The organism is Pseudomonas sp. OIL-1 (assembly GCF_010669185.1).
Taxonomy (GTDB): Bacteria; Pseudomonadota; Gammaproteobacteria; order Pseudomonadales; family Pseudomonadaceae; genus Halopseudomonas; species Halopseudomonas profundi.
Map to the genome: position 1 here is coordinate 3,558,956 of NZ_CP048629.1, position 17,711 is coordinate 3,576,666.

The 17,711-nt window shown below is 58.3% G+C and carries 12 protein-coding genes and 3 tRNA genes; 4 read left to right on the forward strand and 11 right to left on the reverse strand.

What is annotated here, in order from left to right; all coding sequences use genetic code 11:
- Window positions 1-77 precede the first annotated feature (77 nt).
- The 6 genes from tig to G3M63_RS16515 form a co-directional block, all read right to left on the reverse strand.
- Window positions 78-1,418 (reverse strand): trigger factor, encoded by a 1,341-nt coding sequence (gene tig / locus G3M63_RS16490; RefSeq protein WP_163983806.1) that lies wholly within the window; start codon window positions 1,416-1,418, stop codon window positions 78-80.
- Window positions 1,419-1,567: 149 nt separating this feature from the next.
- Window positions 1,568-4,366: a bifunctional diguanylate cyclase/phosphodiesterase gene (locus tag G3M63_RS16495; protein ID WP_163983807.1), complete on the reverse strand. Its 2,799-nt coding sequence runs from the start codon at window positions 4,364-4,366 to the stop codon at window positions 1,568-1,570.
- A gap of 3 nt (window positions 4,367-4,369) precedes the next feature.
- On the reverse strand, window positions 4,370-4,846 hold the full coding sequence (locus G3M63_RS16500; RefSeq protein WP_163983808.1) for a prepilin-type N-terminal cleavage/methylation domain-containing protein: 477 nt from the start codon (window positions 4,844-4,846) through the stop codon (window positions 4,370-4,372).
- A gap of 218 nt (window positions 4,847-5,064) precedes the next feature.
- Window positions 5,065-5,149: transfer RNA gene (locus G3M63_RS16505), tRNA-Leu, on the reverse strand.
- 53 nt (window positions 5,150-5,202) lie between these two features.
- A tRNA-His gene (locus G3M63_RS16510) sits at window positions 5,203-5,278 on the reverse strand.
- Window positions 5,279-5,332: 54 nt separating this feature from the next.
- Window positions 5,333-5,409 (reverse strand) — tRNA-Arg (locus G3M63_RS16515).
- Window positions 5,410-5,690: 281 nt separating this feature from the next.
- On the opposite strand from G3M63_RS16515, the gene folD reads away from it, so the two are divergent.
- The gene (folD, locus tag G3M63_RS16520; protein ID WP_150299018.1) at window positions 5,691-6,545 is read left to right on the forward strand and encodes a bifunctional methylenetetrahydrofolate dehydrogenase/methenyltetrahydrofolate cyclohydrolase FolD; all 855 of its coding nucleotides are present in this window, start codon (window positions 5,691-5,693) and stop codon (window positions 6,543-6,545) included.
- A 149-nt stretch (window positions 6,546-6,694) separates the two neighbouring features.
- Here folD and prpF read toward each other — a convergent pair whose 3' ends face one another.
- From prpF to G3M63_RS16545, 5 genes are all read right to left on the reverse strand, one after another.
- Entirely contained in the window at window positions 6,695-7,873 is a 1,179-nt protein-coding gene (gene prpF, locus G3M63_RS16525; RefSeq protein WP_163983809.1) for a 2-methylaconitate cis-trans isomerase PrpF, read from the reverse strand.
- A gap of 88 nt (window positions 7,874-7,961) precedes the next feature.
- Entirely contained in the window at window positions 7,962-10,574 is a 2,613-nt protein-coding gene (gene acnD / locus G3M63_RS16530) for a Fe/S-dependent 2-methylisocitrate dehydratase AcnD (RefSeq protein ID WP_163983810.1), read from the reverse strand.
- On the reverse strand, window positions 10,575-11,738 hold the full coding sequence (prpC, locus tag G3M63_RS16535; protein WP_150299021.1) for a 2-methylcitrate synthase: 1,164 nt from the start codon (window positions 11,736-11,738) through the stop codon (window positions 10,575-10,577). It abuts the gene before it with no gap.
- 81 nt (window positions 11,739-11,819) lie between these two features.
- The gene (prpB, locus tag G3M63_RS16540) at window positions 11,820-12,704 is read right to left on the reverse strand and encodes a methylisocitrate lyase (RefSeq protein ID WP_163983811.1); all 885 of its coding nucleotides are present in this window, start codon (window positions 12,702-12,704) and stop codon (window positions 11,820-11,822) included.
- Entirely contained in the window at window positions 12,697-13,380 is a 684-nt protein-coding gene (locus G3M63_RS16545) for a GntR family transcriptional regulator (RefSeq protein WP_150299338.1), read from the reverse strand. Before G3M63_RS16545 ends, prpB begins: the two co-directional genes overlap by 8 nt.
- Window positions 13,381-13,648: 268 nt before the next feature.
- Here G3M63_RS16545 and G3M63_RS16550 point away from each other — a divergent pair, with 268 nt between their 5' ends.
- From G3M63_RS16550 to pabB, 3 genes are read left to right on the forward strand one after another with little or no spacing between them, the layout of a single operon-like run.
- Window positions 13,649-15,178 carry an inactive transglutaminase family protein gene (locus tag G3M63_RS16550; RefSeq protein ID WP_150299023.1) on the forward strand — a complete coding sequence of 510 codons (1,530 nt, stop codon included), beginning with the start codon at window positions 13,649-13,651 and terminating at the stop codon, window positions 15,176-15,178.
- A gap of 10 nt (window positions 15,179-15,188) precedes the next feature.
- Complete coding sequence (locus G3M63_RS16555) at window positions 15,189-16,205, forward strand: alpha-L-glutamate ligase-like protein (protein WP_150299024.1); 1,017 nt, start codon at window positions 15,189-15,191, stop codon at window positions 16,203-16,205.
- A 13-nt stretch (window positions 16,206-16,218) separates the two neighbouring features.
- Complete coding sequence (pabB, locus tag G3M63_RS16560) at window positions 16,219-17,550, forward strand: aminodeoxychorismate synthase component I (RefSeq protein WP_163983812.1); 1,332 nt, start codon at window positions 16,219-16,221, stop codon at window positions 17,548-17,550.
- Window positions 17,551-17,711 lie beyond the last annotated feature (161 nt).

The following is a 17,711-nucleotide window of genomic DNA, read 5'->3' on the forward strand; positions in this document are numbered from 1 at the left end:
CTCCGAATTAGCCTGTCGCATAAACACAGGAGCCAGCCCTAAGGCTGGCTCCATGCGTTGCGTGATATGGCGACGAATTACTCGTCAGCGCCGCTTTCCGCCTCACCGCTTGGCGCAGCTGGCTGGGCGGGTTTGACGGCGTCTTCATAGCTGACCTGTTTGTCGGTCACCTTAGCCTTCTGCAACACAGTATCCACGACTTGCTCTTCCAGCACAACCGACTGTATTTCTGCGAGTTGCTGCTCGTTCTGGAAGTACCAGTTAACCACTTGTTCAGGCTCCTGGTAAGCCGAGGCAAGATCCTCGACCATCGCGCGGACCCGATCGTTATCAGGCTTGATGTCGTTTTGCTTGACGACTTCGGCAACGATCAACCCCAGGCTGACGCGGCGTTTGGCTTGCTCTTCGAACAATTCAGCGGGCAGCTGCTCGGGCTTGATATTACCACCACCGAACTGCTGAACCGCCTGCTCGCGGAGCCGATCGATTTCGCTGCCCAGCAGCGCTTTCGGGACTTCGACCTGGTTGGTAGCTAACAGACCATCCATGACCTGGGTCTTGGTCTTGCCCTTGATCGCCTGACGCAGCTCACGCTCCATGTTCTTGCGAACCTCTGCGCGGAAGCCTTCGAGCCCGCCTTCTTCAACGCCGAACTTGGCAAAGAATTCGTCGTTCAGCTCGGGCAGAACCGGCGCTGCGACGCTATGCACAACCACTTCGAACTCGGCAGCCTTTCCAGCCAGCTCCAGGTTCTGATAATCCTCGGGGAAGGTCACGTTCAAGGTCAACGAATCGCCGGCCTTGGCACCGACCAGACCTTCTTCGAAACCTGGGATCATGCGGCCAGAGCCAAGCACAATCTGAGTGTTGCTGGCAGTACCGCCCTGGAAGGCCTCACCATCAACGCGACCGGTGAAGTCGACAGTCAACTGATCTTCGTTCTGCGCTGCACGCTCCACTGTTTCATAGACAGTGTTCTGCTTGCGCAGGATTTCAAGCATTTTTTCCAGATCGGCATCGGTCACTTCGGACTCGATGCGCTCTACACTGATGTCACCGAAGTCGCCCAGAGTCAGCTCGGGATACACTTCAAAGGTCGCAATGTACTCGAAATCCTTGCCTTCGTTCAGTTCTTTGGGCTCAACGCTCGGCGCACCAGCCGGATTCAGTTTCTCCTGCATGATGGCTTCGTAGAAGGAAGACTGAATCACTTCGCCGATGACTTCCTGACGGGCAGAACCGCCAAAACGCTTGCGAATCACGCTCATCGGTACTTTCCCGGGACGGAAACCATCGACACGGGCGCGGCTGGCAGTTTGCTGCAAGCGCTTGTTGACTTCGTTTTCGATGCGCTCGGCAGGAATGCCAACGGTCATACGGCGCTCGAGGCCGGAGATGGTTTCAACCGAAACTTGCATGGAGAGTCCTCGTTGTACAGACAGTGTGATTGGACGAATTCTAAGGGGACGACATTCTATGCGCTCAGCACCCAGAAGTCATCCTTTGCCAGTAAACAAGATGCACGGACGGTGGTGAGCCTTTCAGGACCCGAACGAGCGCCTGCCGTTCAGTCTGTCAGTTCAAGGTCGCTGGCGTGACGTATCAGCAATACCCTGAAGTCGCTCAAGGCCATGGGCCTGTGGAACAGGTAGCCCTGATAGGCATCACAGCCATTCTCGTGCAACCAGAGGCGCTCTGCCTCGGTTTCCACCCCTTCAGCGACACACTCAAGGCCAAGTCGACGCGATAGCTGCAGAATAACCTCGACGATCGCCGCATCACGCCCCGAACGATCGACATCGCGTATGAATGACTGATCAATCTTGAGCTTGTCGATGGGCATGTCCTTGAGATAACCAAGCGAGCAATAACCGGTGCCAAAATCATCAATCGCGAGCTTCACGCCTTCGTCATGCAACCCCTGCAATGACTGAAGGGCGTAGGACAAATCACTGATCAGCGCACCTTCGGTAATTTCAAGCTCGATACGCTGCGGACCCAACTGGTAATCAGCCAGACTGTTGCGGACGCGCCCGACAAAGGTCGGTTGCTGGAAATGGGCGGCGGAGATATTGATCGACAAGGGCACCGGGTTGAGCCCTTCGTCCAGCCAGATTCGAATCTGCCGACATGCGGCATCCAGCACCCAGCGATCGATCTCGGCAATGAGCATGGACTCCTCGGCAATAGGAATGAATATACCGGGCGAAATATTGCCGCGGGTAGGATGCTGCCAGCGTAGCAGCACCTCAGCGCCTATCATGGCACCGGTTTCGGCGGACATCTGCGGCTGGTAATAAAGCTCGAAACCGTCTGTTTCCAACGCATGCCGCATGTCACTTTCCAGCTCCATGCGTTGCTGTGCAGCCACATGCATATCTTTTACGAAGAAGTGATGACCATTGCCGCCGCGCCGCTTGGATTGATACATCGCCGTATCAGCCTGCTTCATCAGGTCGTCGAGGCTCTTGCCGTCATCAGGAAAAACTGCCACGCCGATACTCAAAGTACTGCGCAGCTCATGCAAACCTATCAGCACCGGCTGAGGCACGACCTCCAGCAGTCGATTGATCACGCCCTCTACCATCACCGAAACATCGGCAGTGCCCGGGATATCACTCATTGCAACCGTGAACTCATCTCCGCCAAGCCGAGCGACCAGATCGGACGGGGGCGCACATTGCCGGATGCGCGCAGCAATCTGACGTAGGTACTCATCGCCCGCGGCGTGCCCTAGCGCATCATTGATCAGCTTGAACCGGTCCAGATCAATGAACATGACCGCCACGCGCGTTCCGTCCTGTGAGGATCGCGCCAGCGCCTCAGTCAATTTGATCTTCAATGCGGAACGGTTGGGCAGGCCTGTCAGCTCATCATAATGCGCCTGCTGATAGAGTTCGGCTTGCCAATGAGCACGCGTCAGCGCAATGGATATGCGTCTGATCGACTGCAAAGCAGCCGGTAAATGCAACGCTGCAACGGAGCATGACTGCCGATTGCCCAGCACCACCAGACCCTTAGCGTTGCGCGCCTGAAGCGGCACCAGCGTCCAGCTTGAAACATCCTGCGCGAAGGACGAACAGGACAGCCAGGCGGGCCGCTGCGGAACAAGCATTTCACTCTGCTGCTTGAGTTGCTCGATGGCCTGATTGAAGCCCTCCGGATCGATGACGGCGACCTCGACAGGCGAATCGGCCACGCCAATAATCAATTGCTGTTCAGCGTGTTGCTCCGCGACGATCACCAGTAATTCGCTACCAAGCAACTGCCTTATCCGCTCTGCCACCTGGCTGACGACAAGGTCGGGGTCCATAGCGGACAGGATCAGCCGGTCGATATCGGCGAGAGCCTCAAGCTGATGAAACTGAAGCGCCAGCTTACCCATCATGCCGTTGAACGAGTCCGCCAGCTCTTCGAACTCATCGCCGCTATTTACCACCACCGGCTTGTCCAGGCGCCCGTCCCCTACCCTGGCGGTCGCACGCCGCAGCATATCCAGCGGCCTGAGTACACGGCGAATATGCCTGATACTGAACATCAATGCTGCCAGCATCGAGATGAGAATGATGACAGCCATCGAAAAACCGAAGCGGCCAGAGGGAGCAAAAAAGCTGTGCTGCGGCTCGCTGAGCACGACAGTCCAGTTATCGCTCATACCCAGACCGCGAAGAAACACTTCCCAATAGACTGAACGCATGTCGCGCCCTGCATCACGCCAGGTGAAATACCCCGACGCGCCCTCCAGGCCGCGCGCGGCCAAGGCTTGCAATGACACCTGCCCGGAGGACTGATTGCAGAATAGCGGGGCAGACTTCGCATCGATAATGCAAATCAGCTGATTCTCTGCCAACTGCTCTGCGCCCCAGAGATAGTCCTGGCTGACCCGCGCAACCAGCGTCTCACCGCGAGAGCGAACGACCACCATAACAATCGAGGGCTCGCCACTGCGCTGAAGCATACGGACCCAGACACCGTCCGACTGAGCGACGGGCAACGCCTGCAGCGATTCTCTCAGCATCCACGGCGCAGGTACTTCCGGTTCCAGCCAGAGTGGATTCAAACTGGACCCGTCGGAATCGAAAGCCGGACGAAACCAGGTCGCACCGGAGGCAGTGACCGTCAGCTCCGGGTGTAGCACGGCCAGCTGCATATCGCCGACCACCCGTTGCAGCCGATCGAACAAGCTCATGCCGATATGCTTGGCGTCTTTGTGCAACTGGTCCCGATGCTGAGCTGTGAGCTGATCGGAGACCTGCAGCAGGGTGATCGAAGCAAGCACCAGCACCGGCAGGGTTATGGCAAGGAAAAGAAAGCTGAAAAGGCGACGAGCGAAGCGGCTGTTGAACGTCCGGAAGTTGATTCTCACCGATCAGTACTCTGACGCCAGCCCGACGAAACTACCGTTGTTCGCCCGCACGATATCGTCGCGCCCCATAGAGGAGGTGAACGTCTGATTGGTGCGACCGTCCTTGCCCATGCTGTAGAGATCGTAATCCGTGTTGACCGGCACCATATTCTTGTCCTTGCGCATGCCGCCCTTCCCGTTCCCCTTGAGAGTCGAAAAATTCAGGAACTGATAGGGATTTTCCCAGGGGTCGCGCATATCCGCCAAACCGATTTCGGCGAGACTCAGAGGAAATTTGCGATTGATGGCATAGAAGCGCTCGATACTGGCTTCGATAGTGACGATATCGGCAATAGCGGAGGTGATCTTTGCCTGCTCCACGTAGCGCTGATAGCTTGGCAGCGCAATCGCAGCCAACAGCCCGATGATTACCAGCGCAAGCAGAAGCTCTATCAGGGTAAGCCCGTCGATTCGTTTTATATCAAAGCTGCGCAATCGCATTCCATCGCCTGGGTTTCGGGTTTCACGGCAGTGTAGTGCCATGATGGCATAGTGCCAACTACCGGATACGCGTTTGCGACCAGAGGTGCCATCAAAGACGGAGGATCAAGGCGAGAAAAAGGAAGTGCTGGCGAGGAACCGGACGCGGGATACTGACCTAGCGTCGGTAACTCCAATAAACCGGCAGAGTGCCGTTGGTCACAACGAAGCAATAATAATGGTGCGGATGGGGAGACTCGAACTCCCACACCTTGCGGCGCCAGAACCTAAATCTGGTGTGTCTACCAATTCCACCACATCCGCTAAAGAGGTCTTGCATGAAAAACGCCAGGCTGGAGCCTGGCGTCTTCAGAATATGGGGTGGACGATGGGTTTCGAACCCACGACACCAGGAGTCACAATCCTGTGCTCTACCAACTGAGCTACGCCCACCATATACAACCCTTCACAAGTACAACTCTTGCTCTACTTCACGTGCAATGCGGCTGGTGCGCCCGGCAGGACTCGAACCTGCGGCCATCCGCTTAGAAGGCGGATGCTCTATCCAACTGAGCTACGGGCGCCTGGTTCACATTATCGATTCCGTTAAAGGGTATCTGAAAATGTTCGCTGTACAAGCCGGAGCCGGAGCCGGTAAAACCATGGAGCCTGATCGCCTTCCAAAACCACGTCACCGTGTTCGTGAAGCGGGGCGAATAATACTCAGCCACCATCTCTGCGTCAACGGGCGCGGCAATCTTTTTTGAGATATTTGAGTAAGTTAGGCCTGCCTGATGGTTCGCCCTTTTGCCCAAGGGCCGCGTCATGCGACAATCGGAGCATTCTATGTTTCGTCAGGAAGCCAATGAACGCCCAGCTCATCGATGGCAAGCAAATCGCTGCCAACCTCCGTCGAGAAATCGCCGCCAAGGTCAACGAACGCAGGACCAAGGGTCTCAGACTGCCCGGCCTTGCCGTCATTCTGGTAGGCACCGACCCCGCCTCACAAGTATACGTGTCACACAAACGAAAAGACTGCGAGGAAGTAGGCTTCGTATCACGCTCCTACGACCTGCCAGCCAGCACAGGCCAGGAAGAGTTGCTCAGCCTGATCGATACGTTGAACGAGACCCCGGATATCGATGGGATTCTCGTGCAGCTACCTCTCCCCGCACACCTCGACTCGTCCCAGTTGCTCGAACGTATCCGTCCGGACAAGGACGTCGATGGCTTCCACCCCTACAATATCGGCCGCCTGGCCCAGCGTATGCCCCTCCTGCGTCCCTGCACGCCGCTAGGCATCATACGTTTACTTAAAAGCACCGGTGTTGATCCTTACGGCCTGGATGCCACCGTGATTGGCGCATCGAACATTGTCGGCCGTCCGATGGCGCTGGAATTGCTGCTCGCTGGTTGCACAACGACCATTACGCATCGCTTTACCCGGAATCTGGCCGAGCATGTAGGCCGCTCGGACCTCGTGATTGTGGCCGCCGGGAAGCCCGGTCTGGTCAAGGGCGAATGGATCAAGCCCGGCGCGATCGTGATTGATGTCGGTATCAACCGGATGGAGGACGGTCGACTGTGCGGCGACGTCGAATTCGGTCCCGCTGCCGAACGTGCGGCATGGATTACGCCAGTACCAGGCGGTGTCGGCCCGATGACGCGCGCCTGCCTGCTCGAGAACACCCTGCACGCCTGCGAACACCTGCACGATTAAGCGCTACCAGCGTTGACTTGAAAGCCCGGGCATCGATCGATGTCCGGGCTTTGTTCATTTCACTGCAGCCGATACCGCAATTAGCCGTTGCTTCGACCAGACAGGACGCCCGCGAGGGGCCCTGCACCGCTTTATTCAGTCCATTCAGCTCAGAAGGTATCCCCGGGAATACGCACCCAGCCCTCCATCAGGACCCGCGCGCTGCGGCTCATGATCGCCTTGACCACGGTCCAGTCTTCTCCGTTTTGCGTCGCTTCGGCACCCACCCGCAACGTGCCTGAGGGATGACCAAAGCGAACAGCCGTAAGATTGCCGCCACCGGCTGCCTGGTTTACCAGCGTCCCCGGGATCGCTGCGGCGGTACCGATTGCCACCGCGGCAGTACCCATCATCGCGTGGTGCAGCTTGCCCATCGACAGTGCACGAACCGACAGGTCGATCTCGCTGGCCGAGACGCGCTTGCCGCTGGATGACACGTAGTCGGCAGGCTTCGCGACGAAGGCTACCTTCGGCGTATGCTGGCGGTTCGCTGCCTCGTCAACATCCTTGATCAATCCCATACGGACCGCACCAAAGGCGCGGATGGTCTCAAATTTCGCCAATGCTTCAGCGTCGCCGTTGATCGCCTCCTGCAGCTCTGTCCCGGTGTAACCGATATCTTCGGCATTCACAAAAATCGTCGGGATGCCGGAGTTGATCATGGTTGCCTTGATCGTGCCCAGACCCGGCACCTCGAGATCATCGACCAGATTACCGGTGGGGAACATGGCGCCCTCGCCGTCCGCCGGGTCCATGAACTCCACCTGCACCTCGGCCGCAGGAAAGGTCACGCCATCCAGCTCGAAGTCACCCGTCTCCTGGACCTCGCCGTTGGTGATCGGCACATGCGCAATAATGCTCTTGCCAATATTGGCCTGCCAGATCCGCACCACCGCCGTACCGTCATGCGGGATGCGGCCGGGGTCCACCAGTCCGCTGGCAATGGCAAAGGCGCCTACCCCCGCAGACAGGTTGCCGCAGTTGCCGCTCCAGTCAACGAACGGCTTGTCGATGGATACCTGACCGAACAGGTAATCCACATCGTGATCAGGCTGGGTGCTCCTGGCCAGAATCACCGTTTTGCTGGTACTGGACGTAGCACCGCCCATGCCGTCTATCTGCTTGGCATAGGGATCAGGACTGCCAATGACGCGCATCAACAGTTTGTCCCGGGCCGAGCCGGGTTTTTGCGCTGCTTCGGGTAAATCCTGCAGACGGAAAAACACGCCTTTGCTGGTGCCGCCACGCATATAGGTAGCGGGAATTCTGATTTGGGGAACGTGGGTCATGTATCCAGACTCCGGACATTGGAAGGGTATCGAGCCAGCATCCTCCTCCCCATCTCGCGGGGAGGAGAACACCTTAAGCCGTAGTCGCTTAAACCGCGTCTACGGTTTCGGCCAGGAAGTCCTCAGCGAAACGCTGCAGCACGCCACCGGCCTCGTAGATCAGCACCTCTTCATTGCTGTCCAGGCGGCAGGTGACCGGCACCTCGACGCGCTCGCCGTTACGACGACTGATCACCAGCGTCAGTTCGGCACGAGGTGTCCATTCACCGAGCACGTCGTAGGTTTCGGTACCGTCCAGCTCCAGCGTCTTGCGCGTGGTGCCGGGCTTGAACTCCAACGGCAACACGCCCATACCAATCAGGTTGGTGCGATGGATACGCTCGAAGCCTTCCGCAACAATCGCCTCAACCCCGGCCAGGCGTACACCTTTAGCTGCCCAGTCACGTGAGCTGCCCTGCCCGTAGTCAGCGCCAGCGACGATGATCAGCGGCTGCTTGCGCTCCATGTAGGTTTCGATTGCTTCCCACATGCGCATGACCTTGCCCTCCGGCTCGACCCGCGCCAGCGAGCCCTGCTTCACGTTGCCCTGATCATCCAACACCATTTCGTTGAACAACTTGGGATTGGCGAAGGTGGCGCGCTGTGCCGTCAGGTGATCACCGCGGTGAGTCGCGTAGGAATTGAAGTCTTCCTCCGGCAACCCCATCTTGTGCAGATACTCACCGGCAGCACTGTCCATCATGATCGCATTCGAGGGTGACAAGTGGTCAGTGGTGATGTTGTCCGGCAGGATCGCCAGCGGACGCATACCCTTGAGGGACCGTTCGCCCGCCAGCGCACCTTCCCAATAAGGCGGACGGCGGATATAGGTCGACTGCGGACGCCACTCGTACAGCGGGCTCTCCGCTTCGGTGATGGTGCCCAGGTCGAACATCGGAATGTAGACCTGCTTGAACTGTTCCGGCTTTACGCTCGAAGCAACGATTGAATCAATTTCTTCGTCGCTCGGCCACAAATCCTTCAGCGTCACCGGATTGCCGTTCTGGTCCTGACCCAGCACGTCGCGCTCGATATCGAAGCGTACTGTACCGGCAATGGCGTAAGCCACGACCAGCGGCGGCGACGCCAGGAAGGCCTGTTTGGCATAAGGGTGAATACGCCCGTCGAAGTTGCGGTTGCCCGACAGAACCGCAGTGGCGTACAGATCGCGATCAATGATTTCCTGCTGGATCTTCGGATCAAGCGCACCGGACATGCCGTTACAGGTAGTACAGGCGTAGGCCACGATGCCGAATCCGAGCTTCTCCATTTCTGATAGCAGCCCAGCCTCCTCCAGATACAGCCTGGCTACCTTGGAGCCTGGTGCGAAGGAGCTTTTCACCCAGGGTTTGCGCACCATCCCAAGCTCGTTGGCCTTTTTCGCCAACAGACCGGCCGCGACCACGTTGCGCGGGTTGGAGGTGTTGGTACAGCTGGTAATGGCAGCGATGATAACCGCGCCATCCGGCATCAGCCCTTCGGCCTCCTCGGCGCGGGCCTTGTCCAGATCGACCGCGACTCCACGTTCGCTCAATGCCGATGTGGGCAGGCGGCGGTGCGGGTTGGACGGACCGGCGAGGTTGCGTACCACGGTGGACAGATCAAATTCCAGCACCCGCTCATATTCAGCGGTGACCAGCGCATCGGCCCAGAGACCGGTGGTCTTGGCATAATGTTCAACCAGCGCCACCTGCTCCGGCTCGCGCCCGGTCAGGGTCAGATAGTCAGTGGTCTGCTTGTCGATATAGAACATCGCTGCCGTCGCACCGTACTCCGGGCACATGTTCGAGATGGTCGCACGGTCGCCGATGGTCAGACTGTTGGCACCTTCACCGAAGAACTCCACGTAGGCACCCACCACCCGTTCCTGGCGCAGGAACTCGGTAATCGCCAACACGATATCCGTTGCCGTGATGCCTGGCTGACGCTTGCCGGTCAGCTTGACGCCAGTGATATCCGGCAGGCGCATCATGGAGGGACGGCCCAGCATGACCGTTTCGGCTTCCAGGCCGCCGACGCCAACTGCGATCACGCCCAGTGAATCGATATGCGGGGTGTGGCTATCGGTGCCGACACAGGTGTCCGGAAACGCCACGCCATCGCGCGACTGGATCACCGGCGACATCTTCTCCAGGTTGATCTGGTGCATGATGCCGTTACCAGCGGGGATCACGTCGACATTCTTGAATGCGGTCTTGGTCCACTCGATGAAGTGGAAACGGTCCTCATTACGGCGGTCTTCGATGGTTCTGTTCTTCTCGAAGGCATCCTTATCGAAGCCGGCGTGCTCCACCGCCAGCGAGTGGTCAACGATCAGCTGAGTCGGCACCACCGGATTGACCAGAGACGGATCTCCGCCCTTTTCGGCGATGGCATCACGCAGACCGGCCAGATCCACCAGCGCTGTCTGCCCGAGGATGTCGTGACAGACCACACGCGCCGGATACCACGGGAAATCCAGGTCGCGCCGACGCTCTATCAGCTGCTTCAGCGCATCGGTGAGCATCGACGGCTCGCAACGACGCACCAGCTGTTCAGCCAGCACCCGGGAGGTATAGGGCAATTTGTCATAGGACCCAGGCTGGATTTCTTCGACGGCCGCGCGGGTGTCGTAATAATCCAGATCAGTGCCCGGTAAAGGCTTGCGGTATTGGGTATTCATTTAGGTGCGATCCTTCAACGGGACGAATTTCAGATCCTCCGGACCAACATAGTTGGCGCTCGGGCGAATGATTTTCCCGTCGATACGTTGCTCAATGACATGGCTGGACCAGCCCGAAGTGCGCGCGATCACGAACAGTGGCGTGAACATGGCAGTGGGCACGCCCATCATGTGATAGCTGACGGCGCTGAACCAGTCGAGGTTGGGGAACATCTTCTTGATTTCCCACATGACGCTTTCCAGGCGCTCGGCAATGTCGAACATCTTGGTATTGCTCTGCTCCGCCGACAGATCCCGGGCGACTTCCTTGATCACGTCGTTGCGCGGATCGGACACGGTATACACCGGGTGACCAAAGCCGATAACCACTTCCTTCTTCTCGACCCGGGCGCGGATGTCGGCCTCAGCCTCGTCCGGTGTGTCGTAGCGCTTCTGGATCTCAAAGGCAACCTCGTTGGCACCACCGTGCTTCGGCCCACGCAGCGCACCGATGGCGCCGGCAATGCAGGAGAACATGTCCGAACCGGTACCGGCGATTACCCGACCGGTAAAGGTCGAAGCGTTGAATTCATGTTCCGCATACAGAATCAGCGAGGTGTGCATGGCGCGCACCCAGGACTCGCGCGGCTTCTCGCCATGCAGCAAATGCAGGAAGTGACCGCCGATGGAATCATCATCGGTTTCCACATCGATACGCTTGCCGTTGTGACTGAAGTGATACCAGTACAACAACATTGAACCCTGCGAGGCCATCAGCTTGTCGGCGATATCACGCGCGCCCGGATGGTTGTGGTCATCCTTTTCCGGGGCCATACAGCCGAGGATGGAGACACCGGTGCGCATCACATCCATCGGGTGAGCAGAAGGTGGCAACTGCTCCAGGGCAGTTTTAACCGCAGCAGGCAGACCGCGCAACGCTTTCAGCTTGGTCTTGTAGCTGGTCAGTTCGGCGGCGTTAGGCAGCTTGCCATGTACCAGCAAGTAAGCAATTTCCTCGAACTCGCAAGTGGTGGCGACATCCAGGATGTCGTAGCCACGGTAGTGCAGATCATTGCCGCTGCGGCCCACGGTGCAGAGCGCTGTGTTACCAGCGGCGGTGCCGCTCAGTGCGACGGATTTTTTTGGCTTGAAAGTCGGTGCGGTGGTTTCAGGGGTATCGCTCATCGCGGAGATCTCCTCGTCTGACCCTGTAGGGCGTTCTTGTCTTTGTGCATCTGCCCCGCAGGCGGGGCAGATAAATTTGATTTACTTCTTGCCGGCGGCGAACAGCGCGTCGAGGTGCTGCTCGAACTCGTGATAGTTGATGCGATCGTACAGCTCCATGCGAGTTTGCATGGTATCGATGACATTCTTCTGCGTGCCTTCGCGGCGCAGTGTGGTGTAGACGTTCTCGGCGGCCTTGTTCATGGCGCGGAATGCCGACAGTGGATACAGCACCAGGGACACATCGGCCGAAGCCAGTTCTTCAGTGGTATATAAAGGTGTCGAGCCGAACTCGGTAATGTTAGCCAGAATCGGCGCGTTAACCTTGGACGCAAACAGTTTGTACATGTCCAGCTCGGTAATGGCCTCCGGGAAAACCATATCGGCGCCCGCCTCAACACAAGCCGCCGCACGCTCCAGCGCAGATTCCAGACCTTCGACAGCCAGCGCGTCGGTGCGCGCCATGATCACAAAGCTGTCATCCGTACGCGCATCCACGGCTGCCTTGATCCGGTCAACCATCTCCTGCTGGGTGACGATTTCCTTGTTCGGGCGGTGGCCGCAGCGCTTGGCGCCGACCTGGTCTTCAATATGAATCGCCGCCGCGCCGAATTTGATCATCGACTTGACCGTACGCGCGACGTTGAAGGCGCTGGAGCCGAAGCCGGTGTCGACGTCGACCAGTAGCGGCAGGTCGCAGACATCAGTGATGCGGCGCACGTCCGTCAGCACATCATCCAGTCCGGTAATGCCCAGATCCGGCAGACCCAGCGAGCCGGCGGCAACACCACCACCCGACAGATAGATAGCCTTGAAGCCGGCGCGTTTCGCCAGCAGTGCATGGTTGGCATTGATGGCGCCAACCACCTGTAACGGATGTTCTTCGGCTACCGCGTCGCGGAATTTCTGACCGGGTGTTTTAGACATCAGACTGTCCCTCCTGAGGAAGTGAAAGCATCGTTTGTTGTTGCATACGACGCTCAATGTTGCGGCGTGAGGCGCTGATATGACGGCGCATCAGCATTTCCGCGAGTTCACCATCGCGATCGGCGATGGCTTCAATGATTCTGTGGTGTTCGGCAAATGCCTGTTGCGGACGCTTGGGCGTGGAAGAAAACTTGTAGCGGTACATCCGGACCAGGTGATACAGGTCGCCACATAACATGTCGCTGAGCGTTTTGTTCTTGCTGCCCTGGATAATCACGTAGTGGATATCCAGATCACCTTCCTGCTGATAGTAGGACTCGTTGGCCTTGAGCCCACTGTGTTTTTCGTGGGTGGCAAGTACCTCGCGTAGCCCCTCGATTTCCTGTTCGGTCATGTTTTCCGCAGCCAGCCGGCAGGCCATTCCTTCCAGCGCTTCGCGAACGTGATACAGCTCGATCAGCTCGGCGTATTCCAGCGCAACCACCCTGACCCCGGCATGAGGCACACGCACCACAAGGCGGCGACCTTCCAGGCGACGTATAGCTTCGCGCAGAGGCCCCCGGCTGATACCGAAGGTATTGGAGAGGTACTGTTCGCTGATGCGCGTGCCGGGTGGGATTTCACCTTTGACGATCGCCGTCTGGATGCGCTGGAAGGCACCGTCGGACAGGGTCATGGCAGGTGAAACACTCAATGATTCGGACAATTGTTGACAACCTGTGAAATTTATCTGCGTTTTCGGGCGCTTTATGTGAGCAATACTGCAGCCAGGCACATGGATTGTCAACAATCCGCAGTTTGACGCATAAATATTGTCTCAAACGCCTGTTTAGCCGCCCCACTAGGAAGCGTCCACAGGCGTGCTAAGATGCGGTCCTGCTTGCCGCCGCCCGTCCTGCCTGTAGTGAGTGAGCTGCACTGTTCTAAACTTACCGGGAACACCAATGCATTCGATCAATCTTCATCTAAAAATTCTAATCGCCATACTTGTCAGCCTTGGGTTGCTGATTACCGGTTACCAGATCTATTTTCTGGAGATCCCGGTAACCGAAGACGAGACAGACGATATCTGGAGTCTCGACGCCCGGCTGGAATTTCAGGCAGTGCAAGGCGTTCCGGTCAAGGCGCAGATGTTCATCCCGCCTCTCAATCAGGACTACACCAGCCTCAACGAGAGCTTCATTTCCAATAACTACGGCGTCAGCATCGGTCAGGTAGACGGCAACCGGCGCGTGACCTGGTCTGCGCGGCGGGCAAACGGTCCACAGACCTTGTACTACCGCCTGGTGCTGACCAAGCGCTACAGCCCGGATGAAGTTGAGGCACCGCCCCCGGCCCCACGCGTACCCATCGTGCTGGAAGGACCGGAACAGGTCGCTGCAGACGCGCTGGTTGATCCAATCCGCCAGCATTCGGCGGACATCGAAACCTTTATTGCCGAGGCCATTCGCCGCGTCAATGACACCACCGACGATAATGTCAGACTCCTGATGGGCAGCGGCGACACTGTGCTGGACAAGGCGCGCGTGATCGACATTCTGCTATCCAATGCGCGCATCCCGCTGGAGCTGGTGCGCACCATTCGCCTGGAAAGCACACCTAACCAGGAGCCGGAACTGTGGTTGCGCAGCCACAACGGCGATCGCTGGCTGTACTTCCACCCAGAGACCGGACAACAGGGCATTCCGGATAACCGCATGGTCTGGTGGACCGGTCAGGCGCCAATGTTCAACCTGGAAGGCGGCCGTCAGGGTCGCGTCAGCGTCACCATCACCAACAGCGAAATGAACGCGTTGCGCCTCGCTCAGATGAGCTCGGACAATGGCACCTCGGCGCTGCTGGAGTATTCCCTCTACGGCCTGCCGCTGCACGCTCAGCAAGTCTACCGGGTGATGATCATGATTCCGGTTGGCGTATTGGTGATTCTGATTCTGCGCAACCTGATCGGCATCCAGACGCTCGGCACCTTTACCCCGGTATTGATCTCGCTCGCCTTCCGTGAAACCCAGGTTGGCTGGGGTATTGCGCTGTTCACCCTGATCACCGCTCTGGGCCTGTCGCTGCGTTCCTATCTCGAACACTTGAAGCTACAAATGCTGCCGCGACTGTCTATCGTTCTGACTTTCGTCGTGCTGGTCATCGCCGGAATCAGTCTGTTCAGTCACAAGCTGGGCATTGAACGCGCCCTGTCTGTTTCGTTGTTCCCGATGGTGATTCTGACCATGACCATTGAGCGCCTGTCAATCAACTGGGAAGAGCGCGGCGGTGGTCATTCGTTCAAGGTAGCACTGGGAACGATCATCGCTGCGACGCTCGCGCATCTGCTGATGACTGTGCCGCCACTGGCCTATTTCGTCTTTACCTTCCCGGCGATACTGCTGGTGCTGGTTGGCTTCATGCTTGCCATGGGACGTTATCGTGGCTACCGGCTAACCGAGTTGATGCGTTTTAAAGCGCTGACGAAACAGGGCTGAGGAGAAACGCATGTTCTTCTGGAAAACCTGGAAAACGCTCAAGGCGAATGGCGTCATGGGCATTAACCGACGCAACGCGGATTACGTACTGAAGTACAACCAGCGCCACCTGTATCCGGTTGTGGACGACAAGATCCTGACCAAGGAACGCGCTATTGCCGCAGGCATTCATGTTCCTGAGATGTACGGCGTGATCGAAACCGAGAAGGATATCGATCGCTTCGAGAAGATCGTCGCCCCCTACCGGGATTTTGTCATCAAGCCGGCGCAGGGCGCCGGCGGTGACGGCATCATGGTCATTGGCGATCGCTTCGAGGGCCGTTACAAGACCGTCGGCGGCAAGATTGTTACCGAGGAAGAGATCGGCCATCACATCTCCAGCATCCTCTCCGGCCTGTACTCGCTCGGGGGCCACCGGGACCGGGTGCTGATCGAGTACCGCGTCAAACCGGACCCGATTTTCAAGAGCATCAGTTACGAAGGCGTGCCGGATATACGCATCATCGTACTGATGGGCTATCCGGTAATGGCGATGTTGCGCTTGCCGACCCGTCAGTCCGGCGGCAAGGCCAACCTGCACCAGGGTGCAATTGGGGTCGGTGTGGACCTGACCACCGGTATCACCCTCAAGGGCACCTGGCTGAACAACAAGATCAGCAAGCATCCGGACACTACCAATGCGGTGGACGGCGTCCAGCTACCCGACTGGGACGGCTTCATGCGGCTAGCGACCTCCTGCTTTGAATTGTCGGGTCTGGGATACATCGGCGTCGATCTGGTGCTTGACCAGGATCAGGGTCCGCTGATTCTGGAACTCAATGCGCGCCCGGGTCTGAACATCCAGATCGCCAACGATGCGGGCCTTACCCATCGCTGTCATGCGGTGGAACGGCGCATCGCTGAGCTCGCCAAGGACGGCAAGGTAGAAAGCGCCGAGGAGCGCATGGCGTTTTCTCAAAAGCATTTCGGCAGCCCGATCCCGGCCGCAACCGAAGAGCTTGAAACCAACGAACAGGCATCCTCCTGAACGAACCCCTGTCGTGCATTACACATTAACTGAACTGCCCTATGCGGCGGACCCTTTGCCAGGGTTCGCCGCGATCCGCTCCCTCGGTCACCCGGTTCTGCTGGACTCAGCCGCAGCCGGGGGGCAGACAGGTCGCTACAGCATCATGTCTGCCGGTCCGATCCGCATCATTCGCCCTGCTCAGCACGAGTCGGGGGGAGCGATACTTGACCGCGTCCGCAGCGCGCTACATGACCTGGGTGCTGCCCGATGGCCTGAAGGCCAGGAATTGCCGTTCGGCGCCGGTGCATTGGGATTTATCAGTTACGATTTCGCCCGTCTGCTGGAACGACTACCGGCCAATGCTCAGGCGGACATTCAGCTTCCGGCGCTGCAGTTGGGTATATATGGCTGGAGCCTGATCAGCGATCACCAGCAACAACGCAGCTGGCTGGCATGCCACCCATGTATCGAGTCCAGCCTCCGCGGCGAACTCCTTGATCGATTGGCCACCGCAGGCCTTGCAGATCACACCGGCTTTCATCTGGCGACACCCTTCCAGGCAGAGCAAAGCAGACAGGAATACCAGCGCTCATTCGAACGCATTCAGGATTACATCCATGCCGGTGATTGCTATCAGGTGAATCTGGCGCAGCGCTTCTCTGCGAGCTGCCAGGGCGATCCGCTGGCGGCGTATCAGCGATTGCGCAACGCCTGCCCTACTCCGTTTTCCGCCTATCTGGAAAGCCCTGACTTCAGCATCCTCTGTCATTCCCCGGAGCGATTTCTCAGTTGCCGGGACGGCCAGGTCGAGACCAGGCCCATCAAGGGAACACGCAAGCGCGGCGCCACCCCGGAGCAGGATCGAGCCCTGGCTGAAGAACTGTTGATGTCTTCCAAGGATCAGGCAGAAAATCTGATGATTGTGGATTTGCTGCGCAACGACCTCGGCCGCACCTGTGCGGTGGGCAGCGTCAGGGTGCCCGAGCTGTTTGGTCTGGAAACCTATCCTAACGTGCATCACCTGGTCAGCAGTGTGACCGGCCAACTCGCGCCTGAAACCGATGCACTCGATCTACTGGCTGGTGCCTTCCCCGGCGGCTCCATCACCGGCGCGCCCAAGATTCGCGCCATGCAGATTATTGAAGAACTGGAGCCGGTTCGACGCAGCCTGTATTGCGGCAGCATCGGCTACATCGGTTGCGAAGGTCAGATGGATCTGAATATCAGTATCCGCAGCCTGGTCCACCAGGACGACAGGCTATATCTCTGGGGCGGCGGCGGCATCGTGGCCGATTCCGAAGTCGAGGCGGAGTATCAGGAGACGCTGACCAAGGTGCGGGTGTTGATGGAGGCGCTGGCGTAGCCTCGGTGTGTAGCGCGCCTGCGCTACGCCAGCGCTTCGAACACACTAAATCCGTAAACGAGTCCGAACCCGGCCCCAGACGCTCACCAATCCCATCGCGCCTTGCAGATCTGGGGGTGTAGTGCGCCTGCGCTACGCCAGCGCTTCGAACACACTAAACC

What these genes read in the sequence shown, in the direction of transcription:
- G3M63_RS16545 (WP_150299338.1), bottom strand. Translation starts at nt 13,380, where the DNA reads ATGACCCTGTCCGACGGTGCCTTCCAGCGCATCCAGACGGCGATCGTC.
- tig (WP_163983806.1), bottom strand. Translation starts at nt 1,418, where the DNA reads ATGCAAGTTTCGGTTGAAACCATCTCCGGCCTCGAGCGCCGTATGACC.
- folD (WP_150299018.1), top strand. Translation starts at nt 5,691, where the DNA reads ATGAACGCCCAGCTCATCGATGGCAAGCAAATCGCTGCCAACCTCCGT.
- G3M63_RS16550 (WP_150299023.1), top strand. Translation starts at nt 13,649, where the DNA reads ATGCATTCGATCAATCTTCATCTAAAAATTCTAATCGCCATACTTGTC.
- G3M63_RS16555 (WP_150299024.1), top strand. Translation starts at nt 15,189, where the DNA reads ATGTTCTTCTGGAAAACCTGGAAAACGCTCAAGGCGAATGGCGTCATG.
- acnD (WP_163983810.1), bottom strand. Translation starts at nt 10,574, where the DNA reads ATGAATACCCAATACCGCAAGCCTTTACCGGGCACTGATCTGGATTAT.
- prpF (WP_163983809.1), bottom strand. Translation starts at nt 7,873, where the DNA reads ATGACCCACGTTCCCCAAATCAGAATTCCCGCTACCTATATGCGTGGC.
- G3M63_RS16500 (WP_163983808.1), bottom strand. Translation starts at nt 4,846, where the DNA reads ATGCGATTGCGCAGCTTTGATATAAAACGAATCGACGGGCTTACCCTG.
- prpC (WP_150299021.1), bottom strand. Translation starts at nt 11,738, where the DNA reads ATGAGCGATACCCCTGAAACCACCGCACCGACTTTCAAGCCAAAAAAA.
- prpB (WP_163983811.1), bottom strand. Translation starts at nt 12,704, where the DNA reads ATGTCTAAAACACCCGGTCAGAAATTCCGCGACGCGGTAGCCGAAGAA.